The organism is Candidatus Sphingomonas phytovorans (genome assembly GCA_029202385.1).
GTDB lineage: Bacteria > Pseudomonadota > Alphaproteobacteria > Sphingomonadales > Sphingomonadaceae > Sphingomonas > Sphingomonas phytovorans.
The window spans coordinates 549,410-561,413 of sequence record CP119314.1 but is presented as its reverse complement, the minus strand read 5'-3'; the positions used below and the strand labels follow the sequence as shown (position 1 = coordinate 561,413).

22 protein-coding genes are annotated in these 12,004 nt (G+C 64.8%); 17 read left to right on the top strand and 5 right to left on the bottom strand.

Annotation, left to right across the window (positions count from 1 at the left end):
• Window positions 1–432 precede the first annotated feature (432 nt).
• From P0Y59_02785 to P0Y59_02765, 5 genes are all read right to left on the bottom strand, one after another.
• On the bottom strand, window positions 433–681 hold the full coding sequence (locus P0Y59_02785) for a hypothetical protein (GenBank protein ID WEK00637.1): 249 nt from the start codon (window positions 679–681) through the stop codon (window positions 433–435).
• Window positions 678–926: a hypothetical protein gene (locus tag P0Y59_02780; GenBank protein ID WEK00636.1), complete on the bottom strand. Its 249-nt coding sequence runs from the start codon at window positions 924–926 to the stop codon at window positions 678–680. Before P0Y59_02780 ends, P0Y59_02785 begins: the two co-directional genes overlap by 4 nt.
• Window positions 926–1,165: a YozE family protein gene (locus P0Y59_02775; GenBank protein WEK00635.1), complete on the bottom strand. Its 240-nt coding sequence runs from the start codon at window positions 1,163–1,165 to the stop codon at window positions 926–928. Before P0Y59_02775 ends, P0Y59_02780 begins: the two co-directional genes overlap by 1 nt.
• Before the next feature lie 62 nt (window positions 1,166–1,227).
• Window positions 1,228–1,812 (bottom strand): hypothetical protein, encoded by a 585-nt coding sequence (locus tag P0Y59_02770; GenBank protein WEK00634.1) that lies wholly within the window; start codon window positions 1,810–1,812, stop codon window positions 1,228–1,230.
• Window positions 1,809–2,525: a hypothetical protein gene (locus tag P0Y59_02765; protein WEK00633.1), complete on the bottom strand. Its 717-nt coding sequence runs from the start codon at window positions 2,523–2,525 to the stop codon at window positions 1,809–1,811. Before P0Y59_02765 ends, P0Y59_02770 begins: the two co-directional genes overlap by 4 nt.
• Before the next feature lie 270 nt (window positions 2,526–2,795).
• Here P0Y59_02765 and P0Y59_02760 point away from each other — a divergent pair, with 270 nt between their 5' ends.
• The 17 genes from P0Y59_02760 to P0Y59_02680 all read left to right on the top strand — a co-directional run bounded on the left by P0Y59_02760 (window position 2,796) and on the right by P0Y59_02680 (window position 11,943).
• A complete protein-coding gene (locus P0Y59_02760) occupies window positions 2,796–4,142 on the top strand; it encodes a MucR family transcriptional regulator (GenBank protein WEK00632.1) in 1,347 nt (448 codons plus the stop codon).
• The gene (locus P0Y59_02755; protein WEK00631.1) at window positions 4,139–4,381 is read left to right on the top strand and encodes a hypothetical protein; all 243 of its coding nucleotides are present in this window, start codon (window positions 4,139–4,141) and stop codon (window positions 4,379–4,381) included. Before P0Y59_02760 ends, P0Y59_02755 begins: the two co-directional genes overlap by 4 nt.
• Entirely contained in the window at window positions 4,378–4,902 is a 525-nt protein-coding gene (locus P0Y59_02750) for a hypothetical protein (GenBank protein WEK02478.1), read from the top strand. Before P0Y59_02755 ends, P0Y59_02750 begins: the two co-directional genes overlap by 4 nt.
• Window positions 4,899–5,108 carry a hypothetical protein gene (locus tag P0Y59_02745; GenBank protein WEK00630.1) on the top strand — a complete coding sequence of 70 codons (210 nt, stop codon included), beginning with the start codon at window positions 4,899–4,901 and terminating at the stop codon, window positions 5,106–5,108. The genes P0Y59_02750 and P0Y59_02745 overlap by 4 nt, the downstream gene beginning before the upstream one ends.
• A gap of 4 nt (window positions 5,109–5,112) precedes the next feature.
• Window positions 5,113–5,463 (top strand): hypothetical protein, encoded by a 351-nt coding sequence (locus tag P0Y59_02740; protein ID WEK00629.1) that lies wholly within the window; start codon window positions 5,113–5,115, stop codon window positions 5,461–5,463.
• The gene (locus tag P0Y59_02735; protein ID WEK00628.1) at window positions 5,463–5,603 is read left to right on the top strand and encodes a hypothetical protein; all 141 of its coding nucleotides are present in this window, start codon (window positions 5,463–5,465) and stop codon (window positions 5,601–5,603) included. Before P0Y59_02740 ends, P0Y59_02735 begins: the two co-directional genes overlap by 1 nt.
• Complete coding sequence (locus P0Y59_02730; protein ID WEK00627.1) at window positions 5,603–5,884, top strand: hypothetical protein; 282 nt, start codon at window positions 5,603–5,605, stop codon at window positions 5,882–5,884. Before P0Y59_02735 ends, P0Y59_02730 begins: the two co-directional genes overlap by 1 nt.
• Complete coding sequence (locus P0Y59_02725) at window positions 5,881–6,342, top strand: hypothetical protein (protein WEK00626.1); 462 nt, start codon at window positions 5,881–5,883, stop codon at window positions 6,340–6,342. The genes P0Y59_02730 and P0Y59_02725 overlap by 4 nt, the downstream gene beginning before the upstream one ends.
• On the top strand, window positions 6,339–8,303 hold the full coding sequence (locus P0Y59_02720; GenBank protein WEK00625.1) for a transposase domain-containing protein: 1,965 nt from the start codon (window positions 6,339–6,341) through the stop codon (window positions 8,301–8,303). Before P0Y59_02725 ends, P0Y59_02720 begins: the two co-directional genes overlap by 4 nt.
• 41 nt (window positions 8,304–8,344) lie before the next feature.
• The gene (locus P0Y59_02715; GenBank protein ID WEK00624.1) at window positions 8,345–8,578 is read left to right on the top strand and encodes a hypothetical protein; all 234 of its coding nucleotides are present in this window, start codon (window positions 8,345–8,347) and stop codon (window positions 8,576–8,578) included.
• Between the two features lie 66 nt (window positions 8,579–8,644).
• Entirely contained in the window at window positions 8,645–9,613 is a 969-nt protein-coding gene (locus tag P0Y59_02710; protein ID WEK00623.1) for an AAA family ATPase, read from the top strand.
• Entirely contained in the window at window positions 9,610–9,924 is a 315-nt protein-coding gene (locus P0Y59_02705; GenBank protein WEK00622.1) for a hypothetical protein, read from the top strand. Before P0Y59_02710 ends, P0Y59_02705 begins: the two co-directional genes overlap by 4 nt.
• A gap of 88 nt (window positions 9,925–10,012) precedes the next feature.
• On the top strand, window positions 10,013–10,474 hold the full coding sequence (locus P0Y59_02700; GenBank protein WEK00621.1) for a hypothetical protein: 462 nt from the start codon (window positions 10,013–10,015) through the stop codon (window positions 10,472–10,474).
• Window positions 10,471–11,160: a regulatory protein GemA gene (locus tag P0Y59_02695; GenBank protein ID WEK00620.1), complete on the top strand. Its 690-nt coding sequence runs from the start codon at window positions 10,471–10,473 to the stop codon at window positions 11,158–11,160. The genes P0Y59_02700 and P0Y59_02695 overlap by 4 nt, the downstream gene beginning before the upstream one ends.
• Window positions 11,157–11,321 carry a hypothetical protein gene (locus P0Y59_02690; GenBank protein ID WEK00619.1) on the top strand — a complete coding sequence of 55 codons (165 nt, stop codon included), beginning with the start codon at window positions 11,157–11,159 and terminating at the stop codon, window positions 11,319–11,321. Before P0Y59_02695 ends, P0Y59_02690 begins: the two co-directional genes overlap by 4 nt.
• Complete coding sequence (locus P0Y59_02685) at window positions 11,318–11,572, top strand: hypothetical protein (protein ID WEK00618.1); 255 nt, start codon at window positions 11,318–11,320, stop codon at window positions 11,570–11,572. Before P0Y59_02690 ends, P0Y59_02685 begins: the two co-directional genes overlap by 4 nt.
• Window positions 11,572–11,943, top strand: a complete 372-nt coding sequence (locus tag P0Y59_02680) for a hypothetical protein (protein ID WEK00617.1) — start codon at window positions 11,572–11,574, stop codon at window positions 11,941–11,943. The genes P0Y59_02685 and P0Y59_02680 overlap by 1 nt, the downstream gene beginning before the upstream one ends.
• Window positions 11,944–12,004 lie beyond the last annotated feature (61 nt).

Here is a 12,004-nt window from a genome sequence, read left to right as displayed (position 1 = left end):
TTTCGCGCCATTTTCCGGTGTTAGTTGACAGTCGTTGCTGGAGTGCCGGGATTAACCGGGATCATGCGGGGTGATGTGGGAAGGAATGGCGGTTTTCCGGGACGTTCCGGGGGTCGGTGCAGAAAAATTGGCGTTTCGGCGATGTCTAGAGTGTCGGGCGTTTTAGACACCGCTTTTGACAGGACTTCCTAGAATCGGGGCCGTGCCCTCTTAGGGCTTCTTAGAGGCCTCTCAGCCGCAGATTACCGCCGTTTAAGGGATGCCGGGAAAGCGGCGGGCGGCGCGGTGGCGGCGCGATGGGCCTTACGGAAGTGGGCGGAAAATCGCCCACTTCCGCCGAATACGCCGCGGAAGTGGGTACTCATTGAAATTTCACGGCTTTTCGTGGCGATTGGCGCGTATTGGGCGCTTTTCGGAGCCGATACGTGGCCGTTAAGTGGGCCCCTTTTCCGATGGGCCACTGTTCGGCAGCACCCGGTCGGCGAAGAAGTTGCCCCTCGGTTCGGGCACGAGGATTTCCCAGTCGGCCATGCGCTTCAGGAGCTGGTCGGCCGCAATGGCGACCGCCTGACGCCTGGTGTCGCCGTGGCCTGACCCCATGCCCTTCAAGGTACGGTTGCTGATCTTGCCCAGCTCAAACCTCATGATGAAGCCGAGCGTGTCCGGATCGATCTGGTTCATGCGGCGAGGCTCCAGGCGATCGGGCGGCTCTCAACCTCTACGGGCACGGCCAGGTAGTATTCGCCAAGCGATGCATCGTAGGATGCGAGGCCCTTTTTGATCGCATCCCATTTCGCTTCCTCGTGGCTGGATAGCCATGGCCCACGCGGTTCACCGAAGACGGTAACCCGGAACTCGCTAAGGCCATCAGGGCGAAAGGCGCGCGGCTTTCGTGGCGGCGGCGGCGGGCGCATCAGCCCTGCCATCAGTATGCCACCGCCTCGATATCGGCCTGTTCAAGCGCCTCGTGGGTGTCGCCGTCCGCCTGCAACTGGTTCAACCGGCGCGAGATGGCCTCGTAGTCGCCGTCCTTGGGAAAGCCGCGATCCGCCTTCGCTGCCCTGGCGAGATCGCCAATCGCATCGTCGCGGCCAGCCTGGCCGAGAAGCCATCGGCCGAGGGGCTGGGCTTTCTTCTCATATCTGGCGGCTTGTGCAGTGAGCATGTTCGTCCTCCTTCGACTCGATGCCGAATGAGAACAAAGTAGGAACAGAAATGCAAGTGGCTCTAGCGCGCTTGTCGCGCGAGCACCCTATCGACAGCGATCAAGAAGCCTGCGGTTTCGTTGCGTAGGAAGCCCGCGTCGATACCCTGGACGGTGTCGCCGAACAGCCGGGCGCGCCACGCTGGCCCGGTATCCTTAGCCAAAAGCTCTAGGTCCTCGCGTGGGATTTCAGCGATAGCGTCCTCGAAATGGAGGCACAGAGAGCGGCAGCTTACGTCGAGATCGACGCGTTCGACCTGCACGGATTTCAGTCGCCCAGCCACCATGTATGTCATCTTAGACAACCGGAGTGGCCCGCGACTCGACGTTGACCGCAGGTATATTTGATAGACGACGGCCCTTGATTGCTTGTCGATCGCTGCACGAAAGAACTTGTCGTCACCGCTCCCCTTTAGAAACGGCTCGCTGGATACCCAGATGGTCGGATCAAGCTCGTCAGTTCCACGCACCATCATCCGCAGTGAGGCTTCTTCTGGAGTGAGCGCCATCGCGCGCTCCTCTGCTCTAGTCGGCTTGTTGAGCGGTTCCGCCGCCTGCGCGGCCGGCGCGATCGTCGCGAGCGCTATAATTGCGATCTTCTGCATCATCGACCCGGTCTCACCCTCTGGTCCTCGACCTCCGCGAGCAACACAGCCCGGACCCGGCCAACCGCTGCGAGTTGTTCTCTATGTACGTCGGCCCCGGTGATCCCGCCGGGACGTTCGGCGAGACTGGAATAAGACGCAACGAACGGAGCTGCGGTGCCACGCCAGATGCATGTCCAACCGTCATAAGGTCCATCTCCCTTCGCCATGTCGCTGCAAAAGACCAAATCTCCCTCTTTCAGGCCCAGATCGTAGTTGCTGCCAGGTAACTCTGTCAGCCAGATGTCCTTCGTCACGCTCAGGCGGCGGTAGAGTAGATCACGGCGGAACGGGATCACTTCGACAGGTTCGCCCTTGCCGGTGTCCGTCAACTGACGAAGGTCATATCGCGGCACGTTGACCCAATCCGCTTCCGCCGCATCCACCAGCAGGCCACCCGAGCGCACGTCGACGCCCTCGATCAACCACCGGGCGCTGACGCGCAACGCATCGGACAGCGCGAATAATTTATCGGACCCGCAAAGCCGCTTGCCCGCCCAATAGCCGGTCATCGACTGCTTTTTGATGCCGGTAACGCGGACCAAATCCGACGCTGTCAGCCCGAGTTCGTCAGCCCTCGCCCGAATCCGCGCGCCAAAAGCTTCAGCGGCTTGACTGTCCAATGCGCCATCTTTATGGTCCAATTCGTTGGACTCACTGACCAAGGCGTTAGCCATGCAAGTTTCTACTTTGGACAAAGAGGACGTTAAGTGCGCTCTGCGGAAGCGACACGGAAGCGTTCGTAGCTGGGCGGTGTCCAAAGGACTGACCGGCCAACAGGTGGCGGATTTCATGCGGGGACGCAGCTCGGCCAAGGTGGCCAAGGCGATCGCCGCTGAGTTTCAGATCGAGGGGCACGGGCTGTCTATCGCCTCCGAGTCCATAAAGTTGGACAATAGCAGCGCTGAAGCAGGCGCGCACCGTCTAAATGCGGAGGCGCGCTAGACATGGCGACCGCCTCCATCATCGCGAACGATGACACTCCGGCCATTGCCGGCGAAATCCTCCTTCTCCCGGTCGATCAGATCGACATCGGCGAGCGACTCCGGCCTATCGATGAAGTCTGGGCCTTGGCTCTGGGCGGCATCATGGCGAAGGAAGGCCAGCAGACGCCGATCGAGGTTTGCCAACTGCCGGGCAAGCCGGGCTATCGCCTAGTCGCTGGGGCGCATCGTCACACAGGCGCGCGATTGGTCGGCATGGAGCTGATTGAGGCGCGCATCGTCTCGGCATCGGCCGCGCACCGGAAGATGCGCGAGATTTCAGAGAACCTTTGGCGCCGCGATTTGGACCCCATCGACCGGGCCGCGTTCATCGCTGAACTGGTTACGCTCCATAAGGTGAAAGCCGGCATCGACCTGACCAAGGACGGTCGATCGGCATCCGCCAACGCGCGCTGGAAGCAGGACGTGAAGGCCGAGGCTGCCGATGCAAATGTCACGATGACATTTGCATACGGTTGGGCCGAGGACGTCGCCGAGCAGCTGGGTTTCAGCCGGAGCAAGGTCGAACGCGACCTGCTCCTTTACCGCAGGCTCGCTCCTTCGCTGATCGCCCGCCTGCGCGAGGCGCGGCATCCAATGGCGACCAACGCTGCCCAGCTGCGCGCGCTGACGAAGCTGGACGCGGAGAAGCAAGGGGAAGCCGTCGATCTGGTGCTGGGCGGCTGGAACGGGAAAGTTGGCGACGCCATCGCCAAGGTGACCGGCACCAACCGCGCCGTCCGGACCGAGGATAAGCTCCACGATCGTGTCCTGGGCAGCTTCAAGCGGCTCGGCGTGGCCGAGAAGAAAGGCGTCCTGGCGGGGCTGAAAAGCCTGCTTCCGGCTGGCTACCGGCTTTTCGAAGATGGCGAGGAAGCCCCGGCGAGTGCCGATGCAGTCGACCCAAGGCCGGCACTGGAGGTCGCGTTCAAGGTGCTGGCCGCCCTGGTCGACGGTGACGTGGTCGAAGACGAAGAAATCGCGGAGGCCTGCGGACTGGTGCAGGAAGCGCTGGGCGTTGCCGAGGCGGTGGCACCGGCTCCCGAGCCCGTCGCAGCGCCGGTCCCGGCCGTCGCGATACGGGCCTCGGTCAAGCCTGACTATCTCGTCTGCCTCGAATGCGGCGAGAAGCACGAGCAGCTGACGCGGCACCTGAGCAGCAAGCATCAGCTGTCGAAGGCCGACTATCTCCAGAAGTGGAAGCTGCCGGTCGACTATCCGTTCACCGCGCCGAATCTCGCCTACAACCGTGCCCAGGCGGCGCGGAAGCTTGGGCTGAAATCCGGTGCTAAATCGGGAGAAGCGAAATGACGCGAGCATGCACGCCGGAAGGCGCGCGAGCCGAGGAGGCGCGCCGCTACGCCGCCAGAGTGATCACGGGCGGCGCGGCCAATCGCTTCCGCTTCAAGGTCGAAGGCGACTACACTCCCGAAGAACTGGCGAACCGCTCGCCGCGCGACACGACGACGATCGGCGACCGGATCGCGATCCTTGCCGTGATCCTCTCGATCCCCGCGCCCTGGGCGCTTCTCGCATGGTGGCTATCATGACGCCGCACCAGATCGCGACGCTCGACTTCGTGCGCTCGCATATCGAGAGGATGGGCTTCGCGCCCACCTATCCCGAGATCGCGCAGCATTTCCGCATCAGCACGCCATCGGCGTTCAATCGCGTCGAGCAGCTGATCGACCAGGGGCATTTGCGCAAGTCGATCGCGCGCAGGCGCGGCCTGGAACTGGCGGGTACGGACGATCTGCGCGCCGTGCCCTCGTCCGTGCTGCGCAGCGAACTGGAGCGGCGCGGCGAAACGGTCGGCGCGCTGACCGGCCGGCCGTGGCGAACGATGAATAGCCGGGCGGTGACCTGTGCGGTCGATTGCTGCGACATCGAGGTGAAGCTGGGCCATCTGATGTGCCGCGATCACTGGCGCTCGCTACCCTGGGACCTGCGTCAGGACATCTTCGCGGCGCACGCCAGTGCGAAGCGCACGCGGCTGAGCGACGATGCCGACGCCTATGGCGAACTGGTGCGCCAGGCGCGCGAGCTGGCGGCCGGAAGGATCGCCGCATGAGCCCGACCGAGCGCCTAGCGCAGCATCGCATTGAGATGCAGCGCGCCATCGCCGACCGGGTCTCGCTGGCCGAGGCCCGCAAGCGCCTCGCCTATGACCGGTGGCTGGCCTCCCAGGCTCTTCTCGCGGCGAAGCGCGAGGCCGCCTCGCTCCCCCGTGCCTTCGAGCCGGTCGAGCGTCCGCAACCCTGGATGATGAGGGACTAACCCCATGACCGATTCCCCACGTGTCGCCCCGCCCAGCCTGCGATTGCCCAGCGTGCCGATCAGCGGCGCCCAGGCGGGCCGGCTGATCGATCTGGCCGACCGTCTCGCGCGGTTGCGGGCTGATATCGACGCCGACGTGCGCGAGACTGCCCGGCGGCGGAATGTCGCCCGGATGATCGGCGGCACCGACACGCCTCTGGCCTTGCTCGGTCGGACGATGGCGATCTTGCCTGCTGCCACGTCGGCGGGACCGGCCGACGCGCGGCCCATCGCGGCAAGCCGGGAGAATTGCCCGCTCTGCGCCACGCGGGGCGATGTCGGTTGCAGGCATCAGCTTCCGACGGAGGCGCGCTGATGTCCCGCGCCTGGCTCCCGAAAGTCACTACCTTCACCTACGAAGTCGGTTTGGACGACGAGTTCGAGGGGCGCGAGTTCCTGCTCCACTGGGGCGACTGGCACATTTCTTTCGGCTACATCTACCGGTGCCGTCGCTGATGGCCGGTCCGCTCAGCTTTGCGCAGGAGGAAGCCCTGCGCGCCCTCTTTCGCGGCGAGCGGTTCGGGATCGACGCCAGGACTGAACGCGGTCTTGAGCATCGTGGCCTGGTAACGCTTCAGGACGTCACCACGACGGCAGGAATCACCTTCCATCATCTTCCGTACCTGACCAAGCAGGGCGCGATCGTCGCGGCCCGGCTCGCAGCGGCGCAGGACCTTGCGGCGGGCGTGCGCCGGATTCGTAATGGCTTGCGCGTCATCGACGGCGGGCTTGCATGAGCAAGCGCCGCGCCTCGATCGATCCGCGCCAGATCGACCTGTTTACGTCCACCCGTGCCCTTTCGGGGCCGGGGGCGCATGCGGGCATTGAGGCGTGGGTTTCCGTTGAGGTCGGCCTGATCCTCAAGGAAGATGGCCGCGAGCGACCCGAGATCGCGGGCGCGGTGACGGCATCGATGTGCGCCGAAGTGACGGCGTCGATGCTCGACAAATATGCCTCCCCGGCAAGCCCGGCCCATAACATCAGCTTTGGTCGCGCGGTCGCGCTGATGGCCGTCACCGAGAATTGCTCGCTGATCGAACAGGCGGTCCATCGCCTCGGCGGTCGCATCCTGTGGGGCGACGAAATCCATGCCGCTCGCCTTGGCCATCTCCAGGCCCAGCGGGACCGGCTCGACGCCGAAATCAAGAAATTGCGCAGCCATGCGCAGCCTATCGAGAGGAACAGTCGCTCGTGAAGCACGCCGGGGGGAAAATCTGGTTTACCGCAGCCGAACTGGCCGAACTGGCCTTGCCGGGACTGCCGAACACCAAGCGCAAAATCAACGAGGACTGGGCGCCGCGCTGGGCGTCGCAGATCGGCGCCGAGGGCGAGGCGCTGGCCCGGCCGCGCCGGGCGCGCGGCGGCGGTATCGAATTCCACCTGTCGGTGCTGCCTGCCGCCGCGCGCGTCGCCCTGGCGCAAATGGGCGTCGCCGTCGTCGCTGACGTCAGCGACGTGCCCGAGACGTCGATCAGCGCACGGTGGAGCTGGTACGAGGGCCTGAAAAACGAGGCCAGGGCCAAGGCCGAGCATCGCGCCGGGTTGATCGCCAAGGTCGAGACGATGGTCGCATCCGGGATCAATGCCTCGGCGGCTGTTCCCCTGGTCGCCGCCAATGCCGGTGTCGGTGCCTCGACGCTGTGGGGCTGGATGGGGCTTGTCGAGGGCGTCCGGCCTGGTGACCGTCTTCCCTATCTCGCGCCCCAGAATCGCGGCGGCGGCGCCGAGGGCGAGGTGCCAGACGATATCTGGCAACTGCTCGTCTCAGACTATCTGCGGCCGGAAAAGCCGACGTTCACCAGCTGCTATCGGCGGGTGCTGAAGAAGTACGCGGCGCCACGCGGCATCGCCCTTCCGCACGAGCGGTCGCTTCGGCGCAAACTCGACCGAGATATCGACCCTCGCGTGGTGATCCTGCGCCGCGAGGGCGCCGAGGCGCTTCGCCAAACCCTTCCACCACAAGAAAGGACAGTTATGGACCTGCACGCCATGGAGGTCGTCAATATTGACGGCCATCGTTGGGACGTCTTCGTAAAATGGCCTGACGGCACGATCGCCCGCCCGGTGACGATCGGCATCCAGGACGTTTACAGCCGCAAGATTCTCGCCTGGTCGACTGGCAAGACGGAAAGCGCGGTCGAGACGCGCCTTGCCTTCGCCCATCTCTTCGCGCGCTACGGCATTCCCGCCGAGTGCGTGCTGGACAATGGCCGCGCCTTCGCCAGCAAATGGATCACTGGCGGCGCCACCTCGCGCTTCCGGTTCGCGATCCGCGAGGAGGAGCCCCTTGGCATTCTGACCGCGCTCGGCGTCAAGACCCATTGGACGCTGCCCTATCGCGGCTCATCCAAGCCGATCGAGCGGGCATGGCGCGACTTCTGCGACACGATCGCCAAGGACCCCGATTTCGCGGGCGCCTATACGGGCAACAAGCCCGATGCGAAGCCCGAGAATTATGGCAGCAAGGCTGTGCCGCTCGACCGGTTCCTTGAGGTAATCGAGGCCGGGATCGCCGCCCACAACGCCCAGCCGGGTCGGCGAACCGAGATGGGGCGCGGTTTGCGCAGCCTGGATGAGGTCTTCGCCGAATCCTACGCGGTCTCGCCAATCGGCAAGGCCACGCCGGAACAGCTGCGCCTGGCGCTGCTCGCTGCCGACGATGTCACCGCCGATCGCAAGACAGGTGCCGTGACGCTGCACGGCAACCGCTACTGGCATGAAGATTTGGCGTTCGTCGCTGGCGACAAGGTCACGGTTCGGTTCGATCCGGACGATCTGCACGCGGCGATCCATGTCTATAGCCGCGAAGGCGCATTCCTCTGCACGGCGCCGGTGATCGAAGCAGTCGGGTTCCGTGATGTCGAGGCGTCGAAGCGACGCGGCCGGCAGGAAGCCGATTACAAGAAGGCGATCAAGGCGCTCGCCAAGGCCGAGCAGATACTCGACGCTGCCGATGTCGCCGCAACCTACGAGCGCGCCGAAGCCGCCGACATTCCGGCGCCCGGCGTGCCCCGCCTGGTGCCCAATCGCGGCCAGACTGCGCGCCAGCTCAGAACCACATCTCAGACGGCACCAAGGACCGCCCAACAGGCCGCTCAGGCGCAGCAAATGAGCCATCTGGCCGCAGGCCTCGGGAAGCTGCGCTCCGTGAAGTGATGCGCGCCCGGCGCATTCCGGGCTGATGAAGGAGAATGACGATGCCCAGGTGGCTCGCAGTTTATTCGGATGACATGGGCGATGCTCGCGCCGCCGTCATCACCACGAACGATCCCACGGTGCTGCCCTTCGGCGTCGATAACCGGATGCTGGGGCTCGACGGCTACAATGACGGCGGCACGCTGTCGCTCGTTTCGGTGCCTGAAGATTTTCGGCCCGACGTCATCGACGTTCAGCGGGACGCTGAGGTTGCCCTCCAGTTCATCGATCTTTGAACACCAAGGCCGCGCGCGCGGTCGAGGCGCGCGCGGCCGGCTCTCACAAGCAAAGGCTCCATAGCAATGAACGACCCCACAGACATCCCCGTCAATGTAAATGACATGATCTTCTGGATAGCCGACTATCGGAGGGTCACCAACAAGAGCTGGAGCAAGCTCTCCACCCTGTCGCTGATCCCGCCCAGCACGCTCCAGGCCTTCGGCACCGGCAAATATACCGGGGATGCCATGGCGATCGCGAAGAAGGTCTTCGCCTTCAAGCAGAAGCTGGAAAGCCAGGCGCAGCGTTCCGATACCCTGTTGGCGAAGCCCGATTTTGTGGAGACGCCGACGGCCAACAACGTGCTGACCTTGCTGCACCTCGCTCAGATGGGCCGCATCACGATCGGCGCGATGTGTCCGGGATCGAGCAAGACCTACGCCGCCGAATATTTCAAGAAATGCATGGGCGGGACCGTCTGGCTGATTACGTGCCGCGAAACGACCGGTCGCACGATCGACATGATCCGGCTGGTGATGAAGGCGATGCGCCTCCGTCCGGTCGGACGGAGCAAGGCCGAATGGTCGGCCCAGATCATGGAGCATATTCGCGGCACTGGCGGCCTGCTCATCGTTGATGAAGCCAACCATATGCTTCTCGAAGCGATCGAGGAACTTCGCGCCTGGCACGACGAAACCGAGATAGGAATCTGCTTCCTCGGCAACGAGCGGCTGGAGGAAATCTTCCGTGGTGCCCGAGGTCATCAATATGCCCGGCTGATGAGCCGGACCGCCCGGTTCTTAGTCCAGGATCATCTCGTAGAGCAGGACGTCGAGATGTTCCTCGACGCTGTGAAGATTGATGATCCGCGTTCCCGCAGCCTGCTGGTGAAGGTCGGCACCGCGCGCGGCGGCGGCGGGCTGCGCGAGGTTCAGCAAATCCTCGAAAGCGCACATATCGCCGCGATCGGGCAGGATGTGGCGCTCGAATATGAGCATATCGAGGCGGCGAAGAAGTCGCGGGTAACCCATGTCCTGCGGTGGGCGGCATGAGCGGCGTTGCGCAAGCGTTCGTGGCCGGCGTCGAGTTCATCGTTGCCGCGCTGGGCCCGGATCATCCCAAGCCGCTCAAGGGCGTCTTCGTCGGCGAGCGCGGCGACTGGAAGCTGACCATCAACGCCAGCCCCGAACCGGCCAAGCCTGAAGGGATGCATAGCACCCTGATGCCCTGGACGATCTTCGCCGAGAACACCCGCTATCTCACCTTCGGCGTGTTCGCTCCGGACGGCGGGCTGATCGGCGGGATGCCCGAGGCGTACTTCATCGACGAGATCGAGCGTCTGACGGCGGAGATGGTGGCATGAGGGCGCTCTGCAAGCTGACCTGGCTGCTGGTCTGTGCCGGCAGCGGCGTTGCCCTGGGCAATGTCCTTCTCGGCCATGCGGTGCTGCCATGAGCGCCTGTATCAGCTTCGGCGAAGGCCGCGTGCTGCATCTCCAGCACGGGTTGAACGTGTCCTCCGACGCCATGGAGGGCATGGCTCGCGCATTGGCGGCGCTGCCCGCCAATTCGCGCGTGACGGTCGCCATGGATACCGGCGAGCCGATGGCCCAGCCCGTTCGGCGCATGGAGCAGCTGTTGAAATGGGTGGAACTGGAGACTGGCGTATCGCGCCAGATCATCGTCGCGTCGTCGCGCGAGCCATCCGCCGTCAGGGCGCGGGATGCCTTCTCGTGGGGCGCTTGCCAGCTGCTCGGCCGGACGAAGTCCGAGGTCGCGCGCAAGCTTGGCGGGCGCGATGCGACGTCGGTAGGCGCGGCAGTGCGACGCGGCGAGCAGCTGCGCGAGACCGACGCGGCGTTTCGTGACCTCGCTATCCGCATGGCCGCGCTCTTCACTGGAGCCGTGTCGTGAGTCGCGCTGCCGCAAAGCCGGCGGCGTTCGCGCCAAACCCGGTTCTCCGCGCTCTCATCGCCAAGGTGCATATCGCCAAGAAAGACCTTGGTCTGGAAGACGATCTTTACCGGGGCGTGCTGCTCGACGTCGCGGGCAAGTCAAGCGCAGGGCATTGCACCGAAGCCGAGCTGATCCGCGTGCTGAAGCATTTCGAGGCGCGGGGCTTCACGGCCAAGGCCAAGAAGCCGGGGCCGCGTCCGGCGGACCTGCCTTTCGCGCGCAAGGCGCGGGCCCTGTGGATTTCGCTGCATCAGCTCTGCGCGATCGACGATCCTTCGGAACGGGCGCTTGAGGCCTTTTGCCGCCGCCAGATGAAGGTCGCGAAAATGCAATGGGCCGACGAGCCGCTGGCCTATCGAATGATCGAAGGGCTGAAGGCGATGGGCGAGCGCGAAGGCTGGGACCAGTCAATGCAAGGCGTCCGGCCAGAGGCCAGGGTGATCGTGCTGAAGCGTCGCCTGCTCGACGCGATCCATCTGAAGCTCGCCGCGATCGACCCGGCGATAGGCGCGTGGTCGATCGAGCGGACGGTGTTCGAACTGGGCGGGATCAAGGTACAGTCGATCCTCTTCGCGACCCTTGGGGAACTGGACGTCATCGCCGGATCGCTCGGCCGCAAGCTGCGCCAGGCGCTCAACAAGTGAGCCGGCGCCCACTCTCCCCGGCCGATCGCGAGCGCCTGGCGCTGCCGATCGTCGGCCAGCGCCAGCGTCGCCGGCCGGCCGTCTTCGCCGATATCGCCTGCTCGGTCGGCGCGCTCCTGATCGCCGCCGTGCTGACCTTCATCGCCTGGGGGAACCAATGACCATCCACGTCACCGATCATGCGCTGCTGCGCTATCTCGACCTGTTCGAAAACATTAATGTCGAGTTGACGCGCCGCATGCTGGAAGGCCTGTTCGCGCGGGCTCAAGGCGCGGTCGACCTGATTGGTGGCGGTGACTACATCATCCGACACGACGGCTATGAATTCATCGTCCGCGCCGGCCGGATCGCGACGGTGCTGCCGCCGCTGAGTGCATCGGCCCGGTTCAACGCACTGGCTCCGCGCGGCTGATGCAGCTGCCCGCCATCCTTGCCGAGATCGCCGATGTGGCGGGCCAGGATGCCGCGCTGGCCGTTGCCGCCGCGCGTGGTGGGACACAGGTGTATTTTCCACCCGTGCCGGGCGAGCGCCATTGGCTTTCCCTGCTTATCGGCCACGACGCGGCGCTGGCCGTGTGCGACCGGCTGACTGCCGGCATTGGATCGCGCCACGATGTGCCGTTGGGGCCATCGGGCCGTGCCGCCCGAGCGGGTGCGCAAGTGGACAGGATGCTGCGTGCCGGCCGGTCGGAACGTGACATCGCGCTTGCTACTGGATACACCGCTCGCGGCGTCCGGAAGCGTCGCGCTGGTCTTGATGACAGGCAGCTGGACTTGTTCTGATCCCCGGCCCCGGAACGCGTTCCGGGGCGTCTTCCCGACCAGACGACGCCAGAACCGCTTG